General features: G+C 65.7%; 15 protein-coding genes. 1 reads left to right on the top strand and 14 read right to left on the bottom strand.

The window, feature by feature from the left end:
* Positions 1-66: 66 nt before the first annotated feature.
* From hpaI to Q322_RS0114385, 9 genes are all read right to left on the bottom strand, one after another.
* Positions 67-834, bottom strand: coding sequence for a 4-hydroxy-2-oxoheptanedioate aldolase (gene hpaI / locus Q322_RS0114425; protein WP_029478615.1), 768 nt, complete (start codon positions 832-834; stop codon positions 67-69).
* Positions 827-1675: a 2-oxo-hept-4-ene-1,7-dioate hydratase gene (gene hpaH / locus Q322_RS0114420; RefSeq protein WP_029478614.1), complete on the bottom strand. Its 849-nt coding sequence runs from the start codon at positions 1673-1675 to the stop codon at positions 827-829. Before hpaH ends, hpaI begins: the two co-directional genes overlap by 8 nt.
* The gene (locus tag Q322_RS0114415) at positions 1672-2763 is read right to left on the bottom strand and encodes a sulfite oxidase (RefSeq protein WP_029478613.1); all 1092 of its coding nucleotides are present in this window, start codon (positions 2761-2763) and stop codon (positions 1672-1674) included. Before Q322_RS0114415 ends, hpaH begins: the two co-directional genes overlap by 4 nt.
* Positions 2764-2911: 148 nt before the next feature.
* Positions 2912-3892 (bottom strand): 3,4-dihydroxyphenylacetate 2,3-dioxygenase, encoded by a 981-nt coding sequence (gene hpaD, locus Q322_RS0114410; protein ID WP_029478612.1) that lies wholly within the window; start codon positions 3890-3892, stop codon positions 2912-2914.
* On the bottom strand, positions 3885-5378 hold the full coding sequence (gene hpaB / locus Q322_RS0114405) for a 4-hydroxyphenylacetate 3-monooxygenase, oxygenase component (RefSeq protein ID WP_029478611.1): 1494 nt from the start codon (positions 5376-5378) through the stop codon (positions 3885-3887). The genes hpaD and hpaB overlap by 8 nt, the downstream gene beginning before the upstream one ends.
* A 14-nt stretch (positions 5379-5392) precedes the next feature.
* On the bottom strand, positions 5393-5758 hold the full coding sequence (locus Q322_RS0114400; protein ID WP_029478610.1) for a VOC family protein: 366 nt from the start codon (positions 5756-5758) through the stop codon (positions 5393-5395).
* Positions 5755-6579 carry an NAD-dependent epimerase/dehydratase family protein gene (locus Q322_RS0114395; protein WP_029478609.1) on the bottom strand — a complete coding sequence of 275 codons (825 nt, stop codon included), beginning with the start codon at positions 6577-6579 and terminating at the stop codon, positions 5755-5757. The genes Q322_RS0114400 and Q322_RS0114395 overlap by 4 nt, the downstream gene beginning before the upstream one ends.
* Positions 6576-8141 carry a 5-carboxymethyl-2-hydroxymuconate semialdehyde dehydrogenase gene (gene hpaE, locus Q322_RS0114390; RefSeq protein WP_029478608.1) on the bottom strand — a complete coding sequence of 522 codons (1566 nt, stop codon included), beginning with the start codon at positions 8139-8141 and terminating at the stop codon, positions 6576-6578. The genes Q322_RS0114395 and hpaE overlap by 4 nt, the downstream gene beginning before the upstream one ends.
* A 20-nt stretch (positions 8142-8161) precedes the next feature.
* A complete protein-coding gene (locus tag Q322_RS0114385) occupies positions 8162-8962 on the bottom strand; it encodes a fumarylacetoacetate hydrolase family protein (protein ID WP_029478607.1) in 801 nt (266 codons plus the stop codon).
* A gap of 115 nt (positions 8963-9077) precedes the next feature.
* Between Q322_RS0114385 and Q322_RS0114380 the strand changes: the two genes are divergently transcribed.
* Complete coding sequence (locus Q322_RS0114380) at positions 9078-10292, top strand: PucR family transcriptional regulator (RefSeq protein WP_034418680.1); 1215 nt, start codon at positions 9078-9080, stop codon at positions 10290-10292.
* A gap of 67 nt (positions 10293-10359) precedes the next feature.
* Here the strand turns inward: Q322_RS0114380 and Q322_RS0114375 are convergent, their stop codons facing one another.
* The 5 genes from Q322_RS0114375 to Q322_RS0114355 all read right to left on the bottom strand — a co-directional run.
* Positions 10360-11247, bottom strand: coding sequence for a ParB/RepB/Spo0J family partition protein (locus Q322_RS0114375; RefSeq protein WP_029478605.1), 888 nt, complete (start codon positions 11245-11247; stop codon positions 10360-10362).
* The gene (locus tag Q322_RS0114370; RefSeq protein WP_029478604.1) at positions 11244-12020 is read right to left on the bottom strand and encodes a ParA family protein; all 777 of its coding nucleotides are present in this window, start codon (positions 12018-12020) and stop codon (positions 11244-11246) included. The genes Q322_RS0114375 and Q322_RS0114370 overlap by 4 nt, the downstream gene beginning before the upstream one ends.
* 128 nt (positions 12021-12148) lie before the next feature.
* Positions 12149-13504, bottom strand: a complete 1356-nt coding sequence (locus tag Q322_RS22575; RefSeq protein WP_034418678.1) for a 3-oxoacid CoA-transferase — start codon at positions 13502-13504, stop codon at positions 12149-12151.
* A complete protein-coding gene (locus Q322_RS0114360) occupies positions 13501-14784 on the bottom strand; it encodes a thiolase family protein (protein ID WP_029478602.1) in 1284 nt (427 codons plus the stop codon). The genes Q322_RS22575 and Q322_RS0114360 overlap by 4 nt, the downstream gene beginning before the upstream one ends.
* Before the next feature lie 410 nt (positions 14785-15194).
* Positions 15195-16289, bottom strand: a 1095-nt coding sequence (locus Q322_RS0114355) for a family 1 glycosylhydrolase (RefSeq protein ID WP_029478601.1), incomplete at its 5' end; no start/stop codon positions are given.

Here is a 16289-nt window from a genome sequence, read left to right as displayed (position 1 = left end):
GCAGGGTAGGGGAGACGGGCCGGGACAACCGTGCGCCGGACTTGCTCGTCACATGACGAGCAGCAGTCAACCCGCCTTAAAGTGTGCGGCCAGCGCCGTGCTGGCGCGCGAAAGCAGCGTCACGTCGGTCCCCACCGCGACGAAGGTATAGCCCCATTCCAGATAGCTGCGGGCCTGCGCCTCGTCGGTGGACAGGATCCCCGCCGCCTTGCCCGCAGCCCGGATGCGCCGCGCCGCGTCCTGAATGGCGTTCTGAACCTCCGTGTGAACCGGATTCCCCAACTGTCCGAACGACGCGGCCAGGTCCGCCGGGCCGATGAATATACCGTCCACGCCGTCCACCACTGCGATTTCATCCAGCACCGCCAGCCCGGCGACGGACTCGATCTGGACCATCAGACACACGCCGTCGTCCGCGTGTCTCAGATACGCCGCGTCGCGTCCGAAGCCGCTGGCCCGCGCCAGTGCCGCGCCGACACCCCGCACCCCACGCGGCGGGTAACGGGTGGCGGCCACCAGCTCGCGCGCCTGCTCAGGCGTTTCCACCATCGGAATAAGGATGTTGCGTGCGCCGATGTCCAGCAGTTGCTTGATGCCCACCGTGCTGCCAACGGGTGGGCGCACCAGCGGGGCCACGGCTGGGTACGCCGCCAGCGCCTGCAAACCCGCCAGCATGCTGCGGAGGTCATTGGGTGCGTGTTCGCCGTCGATCAGCAGCCAGTCGAAACCCGCCCCGGCGCAGACCTCGGCGCTGTACGGATCGGCCAGCGCCAGCCACAGGCCGTAGAGGGTGTCGCCGCGCTGGAGGGCGGTCTTGAAGGCGTTCTCAGCCATGAGCGGCTCCACGGGCCTGGCCCGCAAAACGGCACGAGAACGTGCCCAGCGGTCCGTAATCGAAGGTGAACACGTCACCCGAAGCAATATCCACCGGGCGCGTGAACGATCCGGCCAGCACCAGTTCCCCGGCTCCGAGGTACTCGCCGTGGGGGGCCAGCCGGTTTGCCAGCCACGCGATGCCCTGCGCCGGATGCCCCAGCACCCCCGCCGCCACCCCTGTTTCCTCGATCACGCCGTTGCGGATGCACAGCGCCGCCGCCCAGCGCAGATCGGTGGCGTCGGGCCTGACGGCGCTCCCGCCCACGATGATTCCGGCGTTGGCCGCATTGTCGCTGATGGTGTCAAACACGCGGCGCGGCTTGCCGGTCGCGGCGCTGACCCGCTGAATCCGTGCGTCGATGATCTCGGCGGCAGGGGTAACGTACTCGGTGGCCCGCAGCACATCGAATACGGTCAGCCCTGGTCCACGCAGATCGTCCTTCAGAAGAAACGCCAGTTCCACCTCCACCTTCGGAGCCACGAAATTGGAGAGGGGGATGTCCCCGTTCGGCTCGTAGAACATGCTGTCCAGCAGCGTGCCGTAGTCCGGCTCGGTGATCTGCGAGGCCAGTTGCATGGCCCGCGAGGTCAGGCCGATCTTGTGGCCGCGCACGCGCCCGCCTGCCTCCAGCTTGTGGCCCACCCAGGCCCGCTGCACCGCGTAGGCGTCGGCGAAAGTCATGCCTGGGTAGCGTTCGGAGAGGGGAGAGATTTGAACGCCACTGCTCTCCGCGCCCTCCAGTTCGGCGGCCAGACCAATCAGATCGGCCTCTGGAATCACACGCGCTGCGGCGGTCACGAGTCCTCGGCCCGGAGATAGACCGTGATCGGCAGGGGAAAATTGATCATGTAGCCGCCGCGTCCGGCGTCGTGATCCGCCTCCTGCCTGCGGCCCGCCGAGTCCGTGGCGCGGGCCATCAGCGTGACGGTGCCGGGCTGACCCGGGGTCTGCCACCCGTACCGCCAGCGCCGCCACACCCCGGCCTGGGGCGCGTCCAGCAACTCGGCGTCGGCCCAACTCGTTCCGCCGTCGCTGCTGAACTCCACGCGCGTCACGTCGCCCTCGCCAGTCCAGGCCGCGCCCACGACCTCGCAAGGGCGGCCCGCCGTCACGGTGTCGTGCGGGGCGGGGCGGGCGATCTGGGCCTTGACCTGCATGGCGGTCATGGGGACCATCTGCGGCGACAGGCCATCGCGCCCCTGCCAGAAGCTGTAATCCACGGTCTGAAAGAAGCCCTGATACGGCGCGTCCGTGACGTGCAGCGTGGTCAGCCACTTAACGGCGGCCATGCCGTACCAGCCCGGCACCACCGCCCGCAGCGGAAACCCGTGATCGCGGGTCAGCGGCTGCCCATTCATCGCGTAGGCCAACAGCACGTCGTCCTGCGCCTGGGCCAGTGGCACACTCCGCGCGTACCGGATGTCGCCCGGCGTGCGTCCCGGATCGGTCAGCGTGCCGCAGTCGGCTCCCTCCAGCACCACTTCCAGCGCCCCGTCCCTGATCCCCACCCGCTCCAGCACGTCGCGCAGCAGCACGCCGGTCCATTCGGCGGTTCCCACCGCCCCCAGGTCCCACTGCACGCCCGGCATGCGGGGCGACAGGTACATCCGGCCATTGCCCGCGCATTCCATCGTGGCGGCCACCGTATGCGCTGGCATGGCTCTCAGGTCATCGAGCGAGAGGCCGAGCGGCGAATCCACCAGACCCCCGAGCTGAAGCCGCCAGCTTTCGGCGTTTAGGTCCGGCGCGGGAAAATGACTGCGGACGTAGACGCTCTCGCCCGGCGTGATGCGCCCGTCCAGCGCGTGAAAGGGCGTTTCGAGGTTGGGCGGCGACGCCTGTCGGACGATTAGGGCAGCGGGACGAGGAGTAGAAGGGCTGGACATGGAGCCTCCTGAGAATGCGAATTCAGCCGTATTTGCTCCATCATATCGACTTCGTCTGAACCGATTTACCTGAATGGTGAAAGGCCGAAGAAAGCTAACATCAACCCGCCTCTGTGGAAGGTCCGGGGCTGAAAATCTCGCCCCCAGATCAGATCACATGCACCGGAATGCCCATCAATTCACCGGCCACCGGCTGAACGATCCCGCCGTCGAAGGCCTCCATCTCGGAGGCTTCCTCAAACCAACTGCGCGGCGTTCTGGCCCCCCACAGCGTTTGCCGCCGGGGATCGTCACGCAGCCAGCGAATCGGCTCGAAGTCGGGGTCCACGGTCAGGTAATCGCTGGTATACAGCTCGATGCGGTGGCCGTCCGGGTCACGGATGTACAGAAAAAAGGCGTTGGACACGCCGTGCCGCCCCGGCCCGCGCTCTATGCGCTCCGGCTGCCGCGCCCCGGCCAGGATGTCGCAGGCCCGCAGGATGGACATGGCGTCGGGCATCCAGTAGGCCCAGTGGTGCAGGCGGGGGCCGGGGCCGTTGGTGAGGGCCAGGTCATGCACGCCGCCGCGCCGCTGAATCCAGGCCGCCCAGTAGCGTTCCTGCTCGTCCACGGTGTACTCGGACAGACGGAAGCCCAGGGTGTCCATGTACCAGCGCATGGTCTTTTTCACGTCCGGCACCATCACATTCACATGGTCCACGCGCTGCAATCCCGGCCCCCGGTGCAGGTGGAAGTCCTGCAACAGCCACGGATACTTCTGGCTGACGTGGTAGAAGGCCACCGGAATGCCGAAAGGGTCCTGCATCCGCAGCAGGCGCGGGCGATCCAATTCCTCCTCCCAGCGATAGGGGAGACCCTCGCGCTCGGCCAGGGCAATCAAGGCGTCCAGATCTGCCTCGCCGTTCACGCGGTAGGCCAGGTGCCGCACGGTGGACGTTCCTTTCTCCTCCAGCTTCAGCGTCCATTCCCGGTCCTCCACGCCGCGCAGGTACAGTGCGCCCGGCTCCTCGTGGAGGATGTTCATGCCCAGCAGGTCCACGTAGAACTCGCGGCTGGCCTCCAGATTCTTGACCGTGAAGACGGCGTGGGCAATGCGAATCAGGTTGGGCTGGCTGGCATATTCAGTCATCCGCCGCCACCGCCTCGCGCCGGTCCTCCCGCTCTAAAAAGGCGTGGATGCGGTCCACATACGGTTGTTTGTCAAAGACCTCGTACAGCGCCGAGTGCATCCTGATTGGATCGCCAAAGAAGTAGCGCTCGTAGAGGGTCTGCCGCCCGGCGAAGCTGCTCATGGACATGTCCCAGGCGAGGCGGAACAGCTTGAGGCGTTCCTCGGCGGTGGCGCGGCCCGCTTGCAGGTACTTGGCAATCTGCGGCCCCAGCGGGCCTTCCCGGTCTGCCTTGCTGGGCATCATGATGATTCCCGACGCGCCCAGCAGTTGCAGCAGCTCCGGCAGGCGGGCGTGGTTGGCGGGGTAATAGTTGCGGGCGGCGTCCAGCGGGCCACGCGCCGGGGTCATCACGCCGTATTTGTTGACCTCCGCGCCTTCCCGCGCTGCCGCCTCCAGCCCCTTCATGATTTCCAGCATCACGATAATCTCGGCCACCTTGCTCTGGACATGCTGAAATTGGCCGCTGCCGATGGCGTCCACGATGCTCTGGGCGGTCCCCAGAAACGCCTCGGTCTTGGCGATCTTGAGGCTGACCACCTGATAGGCCATGTGCAGCACGGCGTCGGTCCCGGCATAGGCCTTGTTCGCCAGCTCCACGTCGTACAGCAGGAACACCCGCTCCCACGGCACCAGCACGTCATCGAAGATCACGAAGGCGTCCTGCTCGTCGAAGCGGCTGGCGAGGGGATGGTCCTCGGGGTCGCGGCCCACGTCGATGGGTTCGCGGCACTGGAAGCTCAGGCCCGGCGTGTTGGTAGGAATGCCGAAGCCCATCGCGTAGCGGCTCTTGTCGGCGTTTTCCTTCAGCACGGTGGACGGGAAGACCAGAATCTCGTCGGCAATGGGTAGCGTCGCCATCATCCGTGCGCCGCGCACGATTACGCCCTCGTCGGTTTCCTCCACCACGCCCAGCGCGATGTACGGATCGGGCATCTCGGACGCCTGCTTGGCGCGGTTGACCTGCGGATTGGTCAGCGCGTGCGTCAGGCACAGGTCGTTGTCGCGCACATGCTCGTAATAACGGCGCATGTTGGCAGCAAAGTCGCGGTTCTCGTTGCCGGGGCGGCTGGCGTCGCACTGGCCAAAGTAATCTGCGCCCATGCCCGCCGCCATCACGTTGGCGTTCATGTAGTCCGGCGCGCGGCCCAGGAAGCCCAGCGAATAATTGGCGCGGATGCGGTGCGCCTCGCCGATGCGCCGCAGATCGTCCTTGCTGCGCGGCACCATGAAGCTGATGGCGTGGCGTTCGCCGCCGTCCTCGTAGGTCAGCGCGTCCTTGAGGTCCGGCTGATGTTGCAGGTCATACAGCCCCGCCAGCGACTGGCACATGTTGCGGGTGGAGGGGTGCGTGGTGGAGTCGCTTATGCGCTCGCCGTCTATGTAGAGGGTGGGTGGGTTCTTCTGGAGGCGGCTTAAGAACTGGGGTCCGGTGATGGCGGTCATGTGTGGTTCCTCCTTTAGTCGTGGTACTTGAAGATTTTGAGCACGTAACCGTCTGGGTCGGCGACGAAAAAGCCGTAGGAGCCGGTGTTGTGGCGGTACTGCTCACGGACATCACGGGCGATCTGAACTTGTTTTGAGACGCGCTCAAACAGAGCGTCTACATCGCTATCCGACGCCAGTTCCAGGCCGAGATACGTGACGGCGCTGGTATCGGGTGCTGAATCTGCCGCATCGAAGATCAGGCGCATGGCGCTCTCAAATTCGACAAAGAGGCGCTGGCCTTCCGCGTGGCACGAGGTTTTTGCCCCAAGCGAACTGTAAAAGGCTGCTGTCTGACCGAGGCGTCTCGCCTTCAGCGCAACGTGTTCGAGCGTGATCACGGTTGTTCCTTCTGCGCCAGCCCCACATACGCCGAATCCACAAAAATCCCACCCTGGCGCTGTTCCGTGATGTCGCCAGGATCGCCGTGAAGATGTTCAACCTCTGAGGCGTAGGCTTCGGCATCGTCCTGCGGCGCGTAGCCCAGCAGGTCCCAGCCTTCTGGAGACATCCAGCGGCGGGTGTTGCCGCTGATGCCCGCCACGATCAGGAATCCCATGTCGAGGGCGGTGACGGCGCGGGCAAAAAGCTGCGCGGCGTCGCGCGGGGACAGCCAGGTGGACAGGTGGCGGGCGTCTTTGGGTTGCGGCTGGAACGAGCAGATTCGCACCGCCACGAACCCGATGCCGTGGCGTTCCCAGTACATCCGCCCCAGCGCCTCGCCGTACACCTTGCTGACGCCATAATAGCTGTCTGGGCGCACGGGAACGGTGGGGGAGATGGTCTCCGCACGCGGGTAAAAGCCGACGGCGTGAATACTGGACGCGAAGGCCACACGTCTCACGCCCGCCTGCCGGGCCGCCTCCAGAACATGATAGGTGCCATCCAGGTTTACATCTCGGATCGCCTCATAGGTGTGTTCGTCGGGAATGCCGCCCAGGTGAATCACGGCGTCCACTCCTTCCATTGCCGTCTTCACCTCTTCAAAATTGATCAGATCGGCGTAAATAATTTCTTCGCCGTCGCCCGCCTCGCCCAGATCACGGTTGTCGGTCAGGCGCAGGATGGGGAAGGCGTCTCCCAGGTCCTCGCGCAAATGCTGACGCAGGGCTGCGCCGACCCTTCCAGCAGCGCCGGTGAGCAGGAGGCGTCCACCCGTCATTCTGCCAACCTCTCATCCGTGTGATCCCGCTGCGGCTGCGGCTTGCCTACCCCCAGCCTCGCCGTCTTGTGCGTCCCCAGCGAGATGGCGATGTTCTTGGTTTCCATGTAGAACTCGAAGCTGTAGTCGCCGCCGTCGCGCCCGATGCCGCTGTTCTTGACGCCGCCAAAGGGCGTGGGCAGATGCCGCACATTCTCGGAGTTGACCCAGATCATGCCCGCCTCCAGCCCCTGCGCGAAACGGTGGGCGCGGGTCAGGTCGTTGGTCCACAGGTAGCCCGCCAGCCCATATTGCACGTCGTTGGCGAGGGCCAGCGCGTCCGCCTCATCTGTGAAAGAAATGGCGGTCAGCACCGGGCCGAAGATTTCCTCCTGGGCGACTGACATGTCGTTGCGGGCGGCGGTGAACAGGGTGGGGGAGACGAAGTTGCCCTCCTGGCCGACGCGCACGCCTCCGGCAGCGATGGTTGCACCGTCCTTTTTCGCCTGATCGAAATAGCCCATGACCTTCTCGAAGTGGCGAGGATGGACGAGGGGACCGACTTCGGTTTCGGGGTCCAGCGGGTCGCCCACGCGGATGTTCTTCGCGCGTTCAGCGATGCGGGCGGTGAAGTCGTCGTAAATGCCGTCCTGGATCAGCACGCGGCTGCTGCTGGTGCAGCGTTCGCCGTTCAGGCTGTAGATCATGAACACCACGGCGTCCAGCGCCCTGTCCAGATCGGCGTCGTCGAAGACCACCACCGGATTCTTGCCGCCCAGCTCGAAATGCACGCGCTTGAGGGTATCGGCCCCCTGCCGCATGATGTGGCTGCCGGTGGTGGTTTCGCCCACGAAGGCCACCGCTTTTATCAATGGGTGTTCGGTCAACGCCTTGCCTGCGCTCTCGCCGAAGCCGTGGACGAGGTTATGCACGCCCCTTGGCAGCCCCGCCTCGTCCATGATCTCGGCCAGCAGCGTGGCCGTGACCGGACTCCACTCGGCGGGCTTGTGGACCACCGTGCAACCGGCGGCCAGCGCCGGGGCAATCTTCCAGGTGGACAGCATGAACGGCGTGTTCCAGGGGGTAATCACCCCGACGGGACCGATGGGCTGGCGCAACGTGTAGTTGATGAAGCCGGGCGCAGGCAGGCTCTGGCCGTCTGCCGCCGAGGGCGCGCGGTCCGCGAAGAAACGGAAGTTCTCGGCCCCGCGCGTGGCCGCCGACTTCATAAACCGGATGGCCTGCCCGGTGTCGACGCTTTCCAGCACGGCAATTTCCTGCGCGCGGGCCTCGATCAGATCGGCCACCCGGTGCAGCATCTTCTTGCGTTCCTGTCCGCTGACCTCACGCCAGGTCTGGAAGGCGTCGTGGGCAGCCTGCGCGGCGCGGTCGATGTCGGTGGCGTCTCCACTGGCCACGGTGGTCAGCACGGAGTTGTCCACGGGCGAATGCGCCTCGAACGTCTCGCCGCCGTGCGAATCGGTCCACTGACCGCCGATGAAATGCTTCAAGCCCTTGCTCAGGCGGCTTTCCCGCAGCTTCGCAGCCAGTTCGTGGTTGGGATGGGGTGCGGTCTGGGTCATATCCACTCCTTGTTGGGGCGCTAACGTCCGTCCCACTCGCCTTCCCTACTCTCCTTGCTCTGGATCGGCTCCGCACCCTCGTCCTCCTCCACGATGTCGTTGACCAGCGTGCCCAACCCCTCCACTTCCAGGGTCATCACATCTCCGGGATGCACATGGCTGATGCCCTTGGGTGTGCCGGTCAGCATCACGTCGTCCTTTTGCAGGGTCATGAAGCGCGAGATGTGCTCTATCAGTTCGGGGATGGAGAAGATCATGTCGCGGGTGCTGCCTTCCTGGCGCAGTTCGCCGTTGACGTGGGCCGTAAGCTGCAAATCGTGCGGATCGGCAATTTCGTCGGCGGTCACGTAGTACGGCCCCAGCGGGCCGAAGGTGTCCCAGCCCTTGCCGCGCATGGGCGGGCGGAAGGTGTTGACCACATAGTCGCGCACCACCAGATCGTTGCCGATGGTGTAGCCGCCGACGTATTCCATCGCGTCTCTGGCCTTTATGCGCCGGGCGTCGCGCCCGATGATCACGCCCAGTTCCACCTCGTAATGCATGAATTCCGCGCCGCGCGGGTAGATCACGCTGCCCCGGTGCGGCAACAGGGTGGTATTGGGCTTCCAGAACAGCGCGGGTTCCTTGGGCTGGGTCAGGCCCAGTTCACCGGCATGATCGTTGTAATTCAGCGCCAGGGCGATCACCTTGGGCGGTTGCACGGGCAGCAGGAACTGAACGTCGTCCGGCGTGTGTGCCACTCCAGCAGCGTCGATCAATTTTCCGTTGTGCAGGTGGCCGCTCAGTTGTCGGCCTCCAGCGATAAAGCGGGCATATTTCATGGGGTCTCCGGAATGATGGGTCGGAACAGGGATGCTGGTCCAGCATAGAACTCCCGCATGACCAGGGATTAGAGAGAGTGACGGTTCGAGGCTTCAGTTCTGTATCTTTGAACAAATGCCAACTCTCGGTGATGTGCGGCGCAGACTTGGGCTTGAGGCTGGTGCAAACGACTCGGCAGCCTTCAATACGGCAGATGAGGCCGCACGCCTGCTGCCCCATCAACCGCGTTCGGAGGTGCAGGCAGTGGCCCAGACGGTCCTGGCCCTGGCGGCGCTCCAGAGTCCTGACCTGCCCGTGCTGCTCGGTGCGCTGCGCGGCGCGGCCATGTCGCCCCAGCCCGAGCGCGAGCTGGTGGAGCTGGCGGCCCGCTGGACCGCTGGTTTTGCCGAGATCCGGGCCAGTTGGGGAGACCCCATCGCCTCGGCTGGCCGGGCCGCCGGGCCGCCGCAGACCATCCGACTGGACCATCAGGAGCGCCATGTCGGGACGCTGAGCGTCGCCCTTCCGCCGGAGTGGCAGGCCCTGACTCCGGTTCTGGCCGAGTACGCCCTGCTGGCCCGACTGAGATCGGCGGCAGCGGGCGCGGCGCGGCGGCGGGTGGGAGAGCGCATGCTGGACGGCCTGCTGGCCGGAAGGGAAGGCCCCGGCGCTGCGGCGCTGGGCCACGAGGCGTTTGCGCTGGCGGTGGCCACCCTACCGCCCGGCACACCTGTACAGGATCAGGCGCTGGACCTGCTGGCTGCCGTAGGCGAGGGCTATTTCAGCGAACGCCGTCTGGTGGGCCATTCCACCGTGCGCGCAGGAGGCCAGGGGGGAATGGCCGTGTGGCTGTGGACCACCCTGGACCTCTCCCGCGAGGCGCGTGAACTGCACCTGTCACTGACCTCCTCCACGGCGCTGGACGTGAGACTGGGCGTCAGCGGGCGGCAGGCAGGAGGCACGCGTGAAATGATTGCAGGCATCCAGACGGCTCTCATGCAGGCTCGGCAGGCGCTGTCGGCCACGCAACGAACGCGGGCCTACACCGTATTTCACGAGATGGACGCACTTCATAGCCTGATCTCGGATGGGAGCCTGAACGTGCTGGCTGCGCAGGTGAACGCGCAACTTGACACACTTGGGGACGGTGGGCGCACCGCCGGCACCCTGCGGGCTTACCTGGCCCACCGGGGAACGCTGGCCGAACTGGCCCTCGTGCTGGATATTCACGTCAACACCCTGCGCTACCGCCTGCGCCGCGCCGAGGAGGTGCTGGGCGGGCGCTTGAGCGACCCGGCGCTGCTGGCCCGCCTCTATCTGGCATTCGGGGCTGAAACGGAGCAGCGGTAGAAGAGTCTCTCCTGGGAAGTTTCAGACACCACGATCTCCTTCGCCCATTGTGCGAGAGCTTCGTCTCTCAGACGCCTGAGTCGGATTCGCCAAGCAGCGCTTCGACCTGACGCAACAGCTTCTCAACCCGGTCCCGCTTTTTGTGATCCAGCCGTTCCAGAGTTTTGGAGTCGCCCAGACGGCGGGCCAGCGTCTTCCAGCTCCCGCCTGCCCCTTCCTTCGGGCTGACCGCTTCCCGCAGTTGCTGGACGGTGGCCCCGGCCTGGGCCTGGGCGATCAGTTCGGCCCTCTGACTGGCCTGCCCCACCCGCCCGATGATCAGCGCCTTGCGGTAATCGAGGCCCCTGCGCACCGCCTGCTGCACGTCCTCGGGGAGGTTAAGCACAGCGGCGCGGTTGCGGATGAAGCTGCGCCAGGTCTCGCCGCCCAGTGCGCCGAAGGCCGTGTCCAGCCGCGCCACGAGGTCCGGCTCCACGTCGGGGTGGCGGTCCAGGGCAAACATGCGGGCCACCGCCCCGGCCTCCGGCACGTCCAGGGTGGCAGCGGCCACCTGAAGGCGGGCGCGCACCTCCTCGATGACGTTCAGGTTCTCGCGTTGCAGATTCTCCACGGCGGCGGCCATGCGGGCCTCGGTGTCGCTCAGGGTGCGGATCAGCACCGGCACCTCGTCCAGCCCCGCCTGTTGGGCAGCCCGCCAGCGCCGCTCTCCGGCCACGATCTCGAAGTTTCCGCTGCCCAGCGGACGAACCAGCAGGGGTTGCAGGACGCCCTGTGCCTTCACGCTGCGCGCCAGTTCGTCCAGGCTGGCCGGGTCAAAGAAACTGCGGGGCTGGAACTGGCCGGGCTGCAAGCGGGCCAGCGGCAGCGTGGTGGCGGCAGGCTGGCTCAGCGAGTCCATGCCCTCCACCAGTCCGCTCAGACGCGCGCCGATCACCGGGCGTGCCCTGCGGGTCATGCCCCGACTCCAGGAATCTGAACTGGAATGCCCACCGCCCGCGCGATCTCACCCGTGACCGTCAGCACATCGCGGTGAACCGGCGAACCCGGCGCGTAGACGCCCACCGGCTGTCCCGCGCTGGAGCTGTCGTTCCACACCGCGCCCCGGTCTGCAATCGGACTGGCGAGGGGCGAGAGCAGGCCCTGCAACGCCGCATAAGCCTCGCGGTCATGGCTGCGGCGGGCGTCATAGAGGGTGGGCACGTACAGCGCCACGGTCAGGTCAGGTCGCAGTTTGCGGTAGGTGGCCATCGCCTCGGACAGTCCAGCCAGCGCGTTCATGCCCTTCTGGCGCGTCGGCACCGGCACGATCAGGTGATCGGCAGCCAGCGCCCCCAGAATCGAGAGCTGGCCGAGGCTGGGCGGGCTGTCGATGAGCACCACGTCGTAGCGGTCCGCCAGCGCCAGCAGGGCCTGACGCAGGTGCAGGTGCGCGCCCACCACGCCCATCATCTGCCCCTCGGCCAGCGCCAGCGAGACGTCGCTGGGAATCAGGTGCAGGCCATGAATCTCGGCGGGCGGGGGCAGCGGATCGCCGCGCGAGGCCGCGTCGTACACCGTCTGTTCGCGTGTCACTCCGCCGACGCCCAGCCAGTCGGTCAGGTTGGCCTGCGGATCGAGGTCCACCAGCAGCACCCGCTGTCCGGCCTGCGCCAGCGTGAACCCCACATCGCGGGTCAGGCTGGATTTCATGACCCCCCCGGCGTGGTTAAACAGCGTGAGCGTCTTCATTGAGCCGCAGCTTATCGCATCTGCTGGGGGCGGGAGGCGCACTGGAACGCGGATAAGGTGCACTTCGTCATCGCCACGGCAGCATGACCTTCAGGACGAAGGGGCCTGCTCGTCACGTGACGAGCAACTCAGGCAAGCTGAACGAGATGTTCCACGAATGCCGCACCAGTCGAGGCCCGCACCTCGTCCAGCGTCGCGCCGGGCATCAACTCTGTCAGGATAAGCTGCCCGTCCACGAACTCGAACACGGCCTTATCGGTGATGACCAGATCCACCGCGCCGCGCGAGGTCAGCGGCAGCGTGCATTCGCCGACGATCTTTGGCGTACCGTCCGGGTCCGTGTGGGTCATGGTCACGATCAGCCGCCGCGCCCCGCTGGCCAGGTCCATCGCGCCGCCCACGCCCAGCAGTGGTTTTCCGGGCACCGCCCAGTTGGCCAGATTGCCCGCCGCGTCCACCTGGAGGCCGCCCATCACCGCCACGTCCACATGGCCCCCCCGGATCATGCCAAACGACGCGGCGGAATCGAAGTAACTCGCGCCGGGCAGGGCCGTTACCGGAATCTTGCCTGCGTTCACGGGATACTCCATCGCGCCGCCACCTTCCGGCGCGGGTCCGACGCCCAGCATGCCGTTCTCGGTGTGCAGGTTGATGTTCATCTCGAGCGTGATCAGATCGGCCACCAGCGTAGGGATGCCGATGCCCAGGTTCACCACGTCGCCGGGGCGCAGTTCCTGCAAGGCGCGGCGGGCCATGTTCATCCGGGCGTCGTCCACGCGTTTCGCGCCGCCCTTCACGTCTGCGCTGCTGCCCAGATCGGCCAGGGTCAGGGTGGCCTGCACCAGATAATCCACGTACAGGCCAGAGGTGTGAACGTGTTCGGGGGCAATTTCCCCGACTTCAACGATTTCTTCGACTTCTACGATGACCAGAGTGGCAGCGGTGGCCATTGCCGGATTGAAGTTCTGCTCGGTCAGGCGGTACTGGAGGTTGCCCGCCCTATCGGCCCGCCACGCACGGATCAAAGCTACGTCGCCGCGCAGGGCAGGCACGAAGACCATCTCCTGGCCACTCAGCACGCGCACGTCCGCGTCCCCAGCGATCACCGTTCCGGCAGCGGTGGGTGTGTAGAAACCGCCGATGCCCGCTCCGCCTGCCCGCAATGCCTCGGCCAGCGTGCCTTGGGGAATCAGCTCCACCTCCAGCGAGCCGTCCTGCGCCGCCGCCACCGCCTCGCGGTTGGAGGTGAAGAACGAGCCGATGGCCTTCTTGAGTTGCCCGTTTCGCAGCAAACGGCCCCCGCTCAGGCCCGCCTCGCCGACGTTGTTGCCGATGAAGGTCAGATCACGGGTGTCCGTTTCGGCCAGGGCGTGAACCAGATGTACCGGGTTGCCGGTCATGCCGAAACCGCCTACCAGCAGCGTGTCGCCGGATTTGACCAGCACGGCGGCCTCTTCAACGGAAATGACCGGAACGGCCTTCACACCCCCACCCGCTCGATGATCGCCGCCTCCCCCTGGCCCACGCCCACGCACAGCGTCGCCAGCCCGTAGCGCCCGCCGCGCCGCCGCAGTTCGTGGGTCAGGGCCACGATCAGCCGCGCCCCCGACATGCCCAGCGGGTGACCCAGCGCAACCGCGCCGCCATTGACGTTAACCTTCTCGGGGTCCAGCCCCAGCTCGCGGATCACGGCCAGTCCCTGGGCCGCAAAAGCCTCATTCAGCTCGATCAGATCGAGGTCTTGCTGTTTTATGCCAGTGCGCTCCAGCAGCTTGCGCGTGGCCGGAATCGGCCCCAGACCCATCACCTGCGGTTCCACACCCGCCGCCGCGCCGCCCACCCAGCGGGCCAGCGGCTCGATGCCCAGCTCACGCGCTTTGCCCGCGCTCATCAGCACCAGCGCCGCCGCCCCGTCATTCAACCCGGAAGCGTTACCTGCCGTGACGCTGCCGCCCTTGCGGAAGGCGGGTTTCAGCCCTGCCAGTTTTTCCGCCGAGGTGTCCAGCGTGAAGGTGTTCCCGTCACGCGTGTAGCGCGGATGCTCATCGGTATCGAAGACGGTCACGCCCTTTCTTCCCTGCACCTCCACCGGTACGATCTCGTCCTTGAAGCGTCCGGCATTCAGCGCAGCCACCGCCCGCCGCTGTGATTCCAGGGCAAAGGCGTCCTGGTCCTCGCGGGTGATCTCGCCGCCCGCATAGGCTCCCTCGCGACTGCGTTCCACGATGTTCTCGGCAGTCTCGCCCATCGCCTCCAGCGGGAACAGTTCGGCCATCGCGGGATTCGGAAAGCGCCAGCCCAGCGTGGTGTCGTAGACGGTGACATTGCCGTTCTGGAAGGCTCCAGCGCCCTTGGGCATCACCAGCGGCGCGCGGGTCATGCTCTCCACGCCGCCGGCCAAGTACACGTCCCCGTCGCCGTTGCGGATGGCGCGGGCCGCCGTGTTGATGGCTGCCAGGCCCGAGGCGCACAGACGATTGACCGTTGATCCGGCTACCGTGTCGGGCAGCCCGGCCAGCAGCGCGGCCATGCGCGCCACGTTGCGGTTGTCCTCCCCGGCCTGGTTGGCGCAGCCCAGGATGACTTCCTCGATCAATTCAGGACTGACGCCGCTGCGTTCCACCGCCGCTTTGATGATGTGCGCGGCCAGATCGTCGGGGCGCACGGTGGAGAGGGAACCGCGAATGGCCCCGATAGGCGTGCGGACGGCGGAGACGATCACCACGTCACGGTCTTGCAGTTGCTGTTCGGCTGTCTGGGTCATGGGTTCTCCTTGGCGCGTCCGCCTGCTGCACGCGGTGCAACTGGACGCGGCTGTCTCCCCAGCATAGTCGGCTCCACTGAGCGGGGGGCGGATGCGGCTGATTGTTTCGTGCATGAGTCGGGACAGCGCCGATTCATCCGCTCCACGTCCGGAACCCGTTTTTCTCCTATTCACCGTCTTGTCCAGAACAGCGCCCATGAGGACGCTTGGACGCCCCCTCAGATTTCCAGGTGTTTCCAGCACCTCCCAATCGGAATCCGTATCAATCGCGGTCTCTTCACCCCGTTACCCAGCCGTCACAGCAGAGCACCCCAGCGGCGTCACGGTGGAGCAGCAGAGGAGCCGCGCGACGTTGCCATCGGGCGACTCTATTGAGGATTTTGCTTGCGGACCGAGGTCACACGCTGAAGCTAGACCTCCACCTTCAGCCGGGCGGCCTGATCCGTAATCTCGAACAGTTCGCTGTGCGGCGAGACCGTGATCTGCCCATAGTTTTCCAACAATTCGCGGTAGGCGTGAGCCACCGGATTGGGCTTGCGGTCCAGGGTATACAGGCCGTTGGTGTTGACGGTCCCTTTCTTCTCAGCAAGCTCGATGTCCCAGTCGATCTGGTCGGTCAGGCTGTACCAGGTGAAGCCCACCACCGGGGTGCCTTCCTGACGCATGCGCAGCACGTTCAGCCACTGCTTCCATAACCAGATCGGCGCCTGCTTGAGATCGGCGACATTGGTTTCACTGTGGAAAACCGGCTTCTGATAGCGCTCGTAGTAGCCCTTGACGATCTGATACCAGCCGAACACATCCTCACCGATTATGGTGCTGCCGTCGGGCTTGATGATCTTCTCGTTGTGGCCGTAATAATCGCTGCCCATGATCTGGTGGCCCGGCGGCTCTCCGGCCATGAACCAGTCGTATTCCTCGCGGGACAGGCCGTTGTCCATCAGGTACAGCAAGACCTCCGAATCGGGCGGCACGGCATAGTTCAGGTCCAGCGAGAGAAACCGCAGCCGATTTTGCATCGAGATCTCGCGGCGGGGCTTCGGGCTGCCGTCGTGCAGGTACTCGGCGCTTTCGGCCAGCACAATGATGGCGTTGGAGTGCACGCGGGCAATCGACTGGCAAGCCAGGATGTTGGCCGCCACGCCATGCTTGAGGGCCGTCACGAAGCCGCGCTCGGACTTGAGTTGTTCATTCCACAGCCCGTCCTGCGCGCTGGCCTTGGCCGTCACGTAGATCTCGTTGACGGGCGTATAGTGCCGCACCCAGGGATAGCGCCGTGCCACCGCCTCGGCGTACTCGGCAAAATGGACGGGCAGCTCCGGGTTCTGGAAATTGCCCAGCCAGTCCGGCACCCCGAAGTGCATCAGATCAAGGATTGGCGTGATCTCCAGCCGTTTCATCTCGGCCATCACCTGATCGGAAAATTCCCAGTCGTACTTGCCCGGACCCTGGTGAACGCGGTAATAGGGGAGACCGTAACGCAGGTACTTGAGGCCCAGGTCCTT

This window comes from Deinococcus frigens DSM 12807, from assembly GCF_000701425.1.
GTDB lineage: Bacteria > Deinococcota > Deinococci > Deinococcales > Deinococcaceae > Deinococcus > Deinococcus frigens.
Note: the sequence above shows the minus strand (reverse complement) of the source record. Positions and strands in the feature narration are given on the sequence as shown.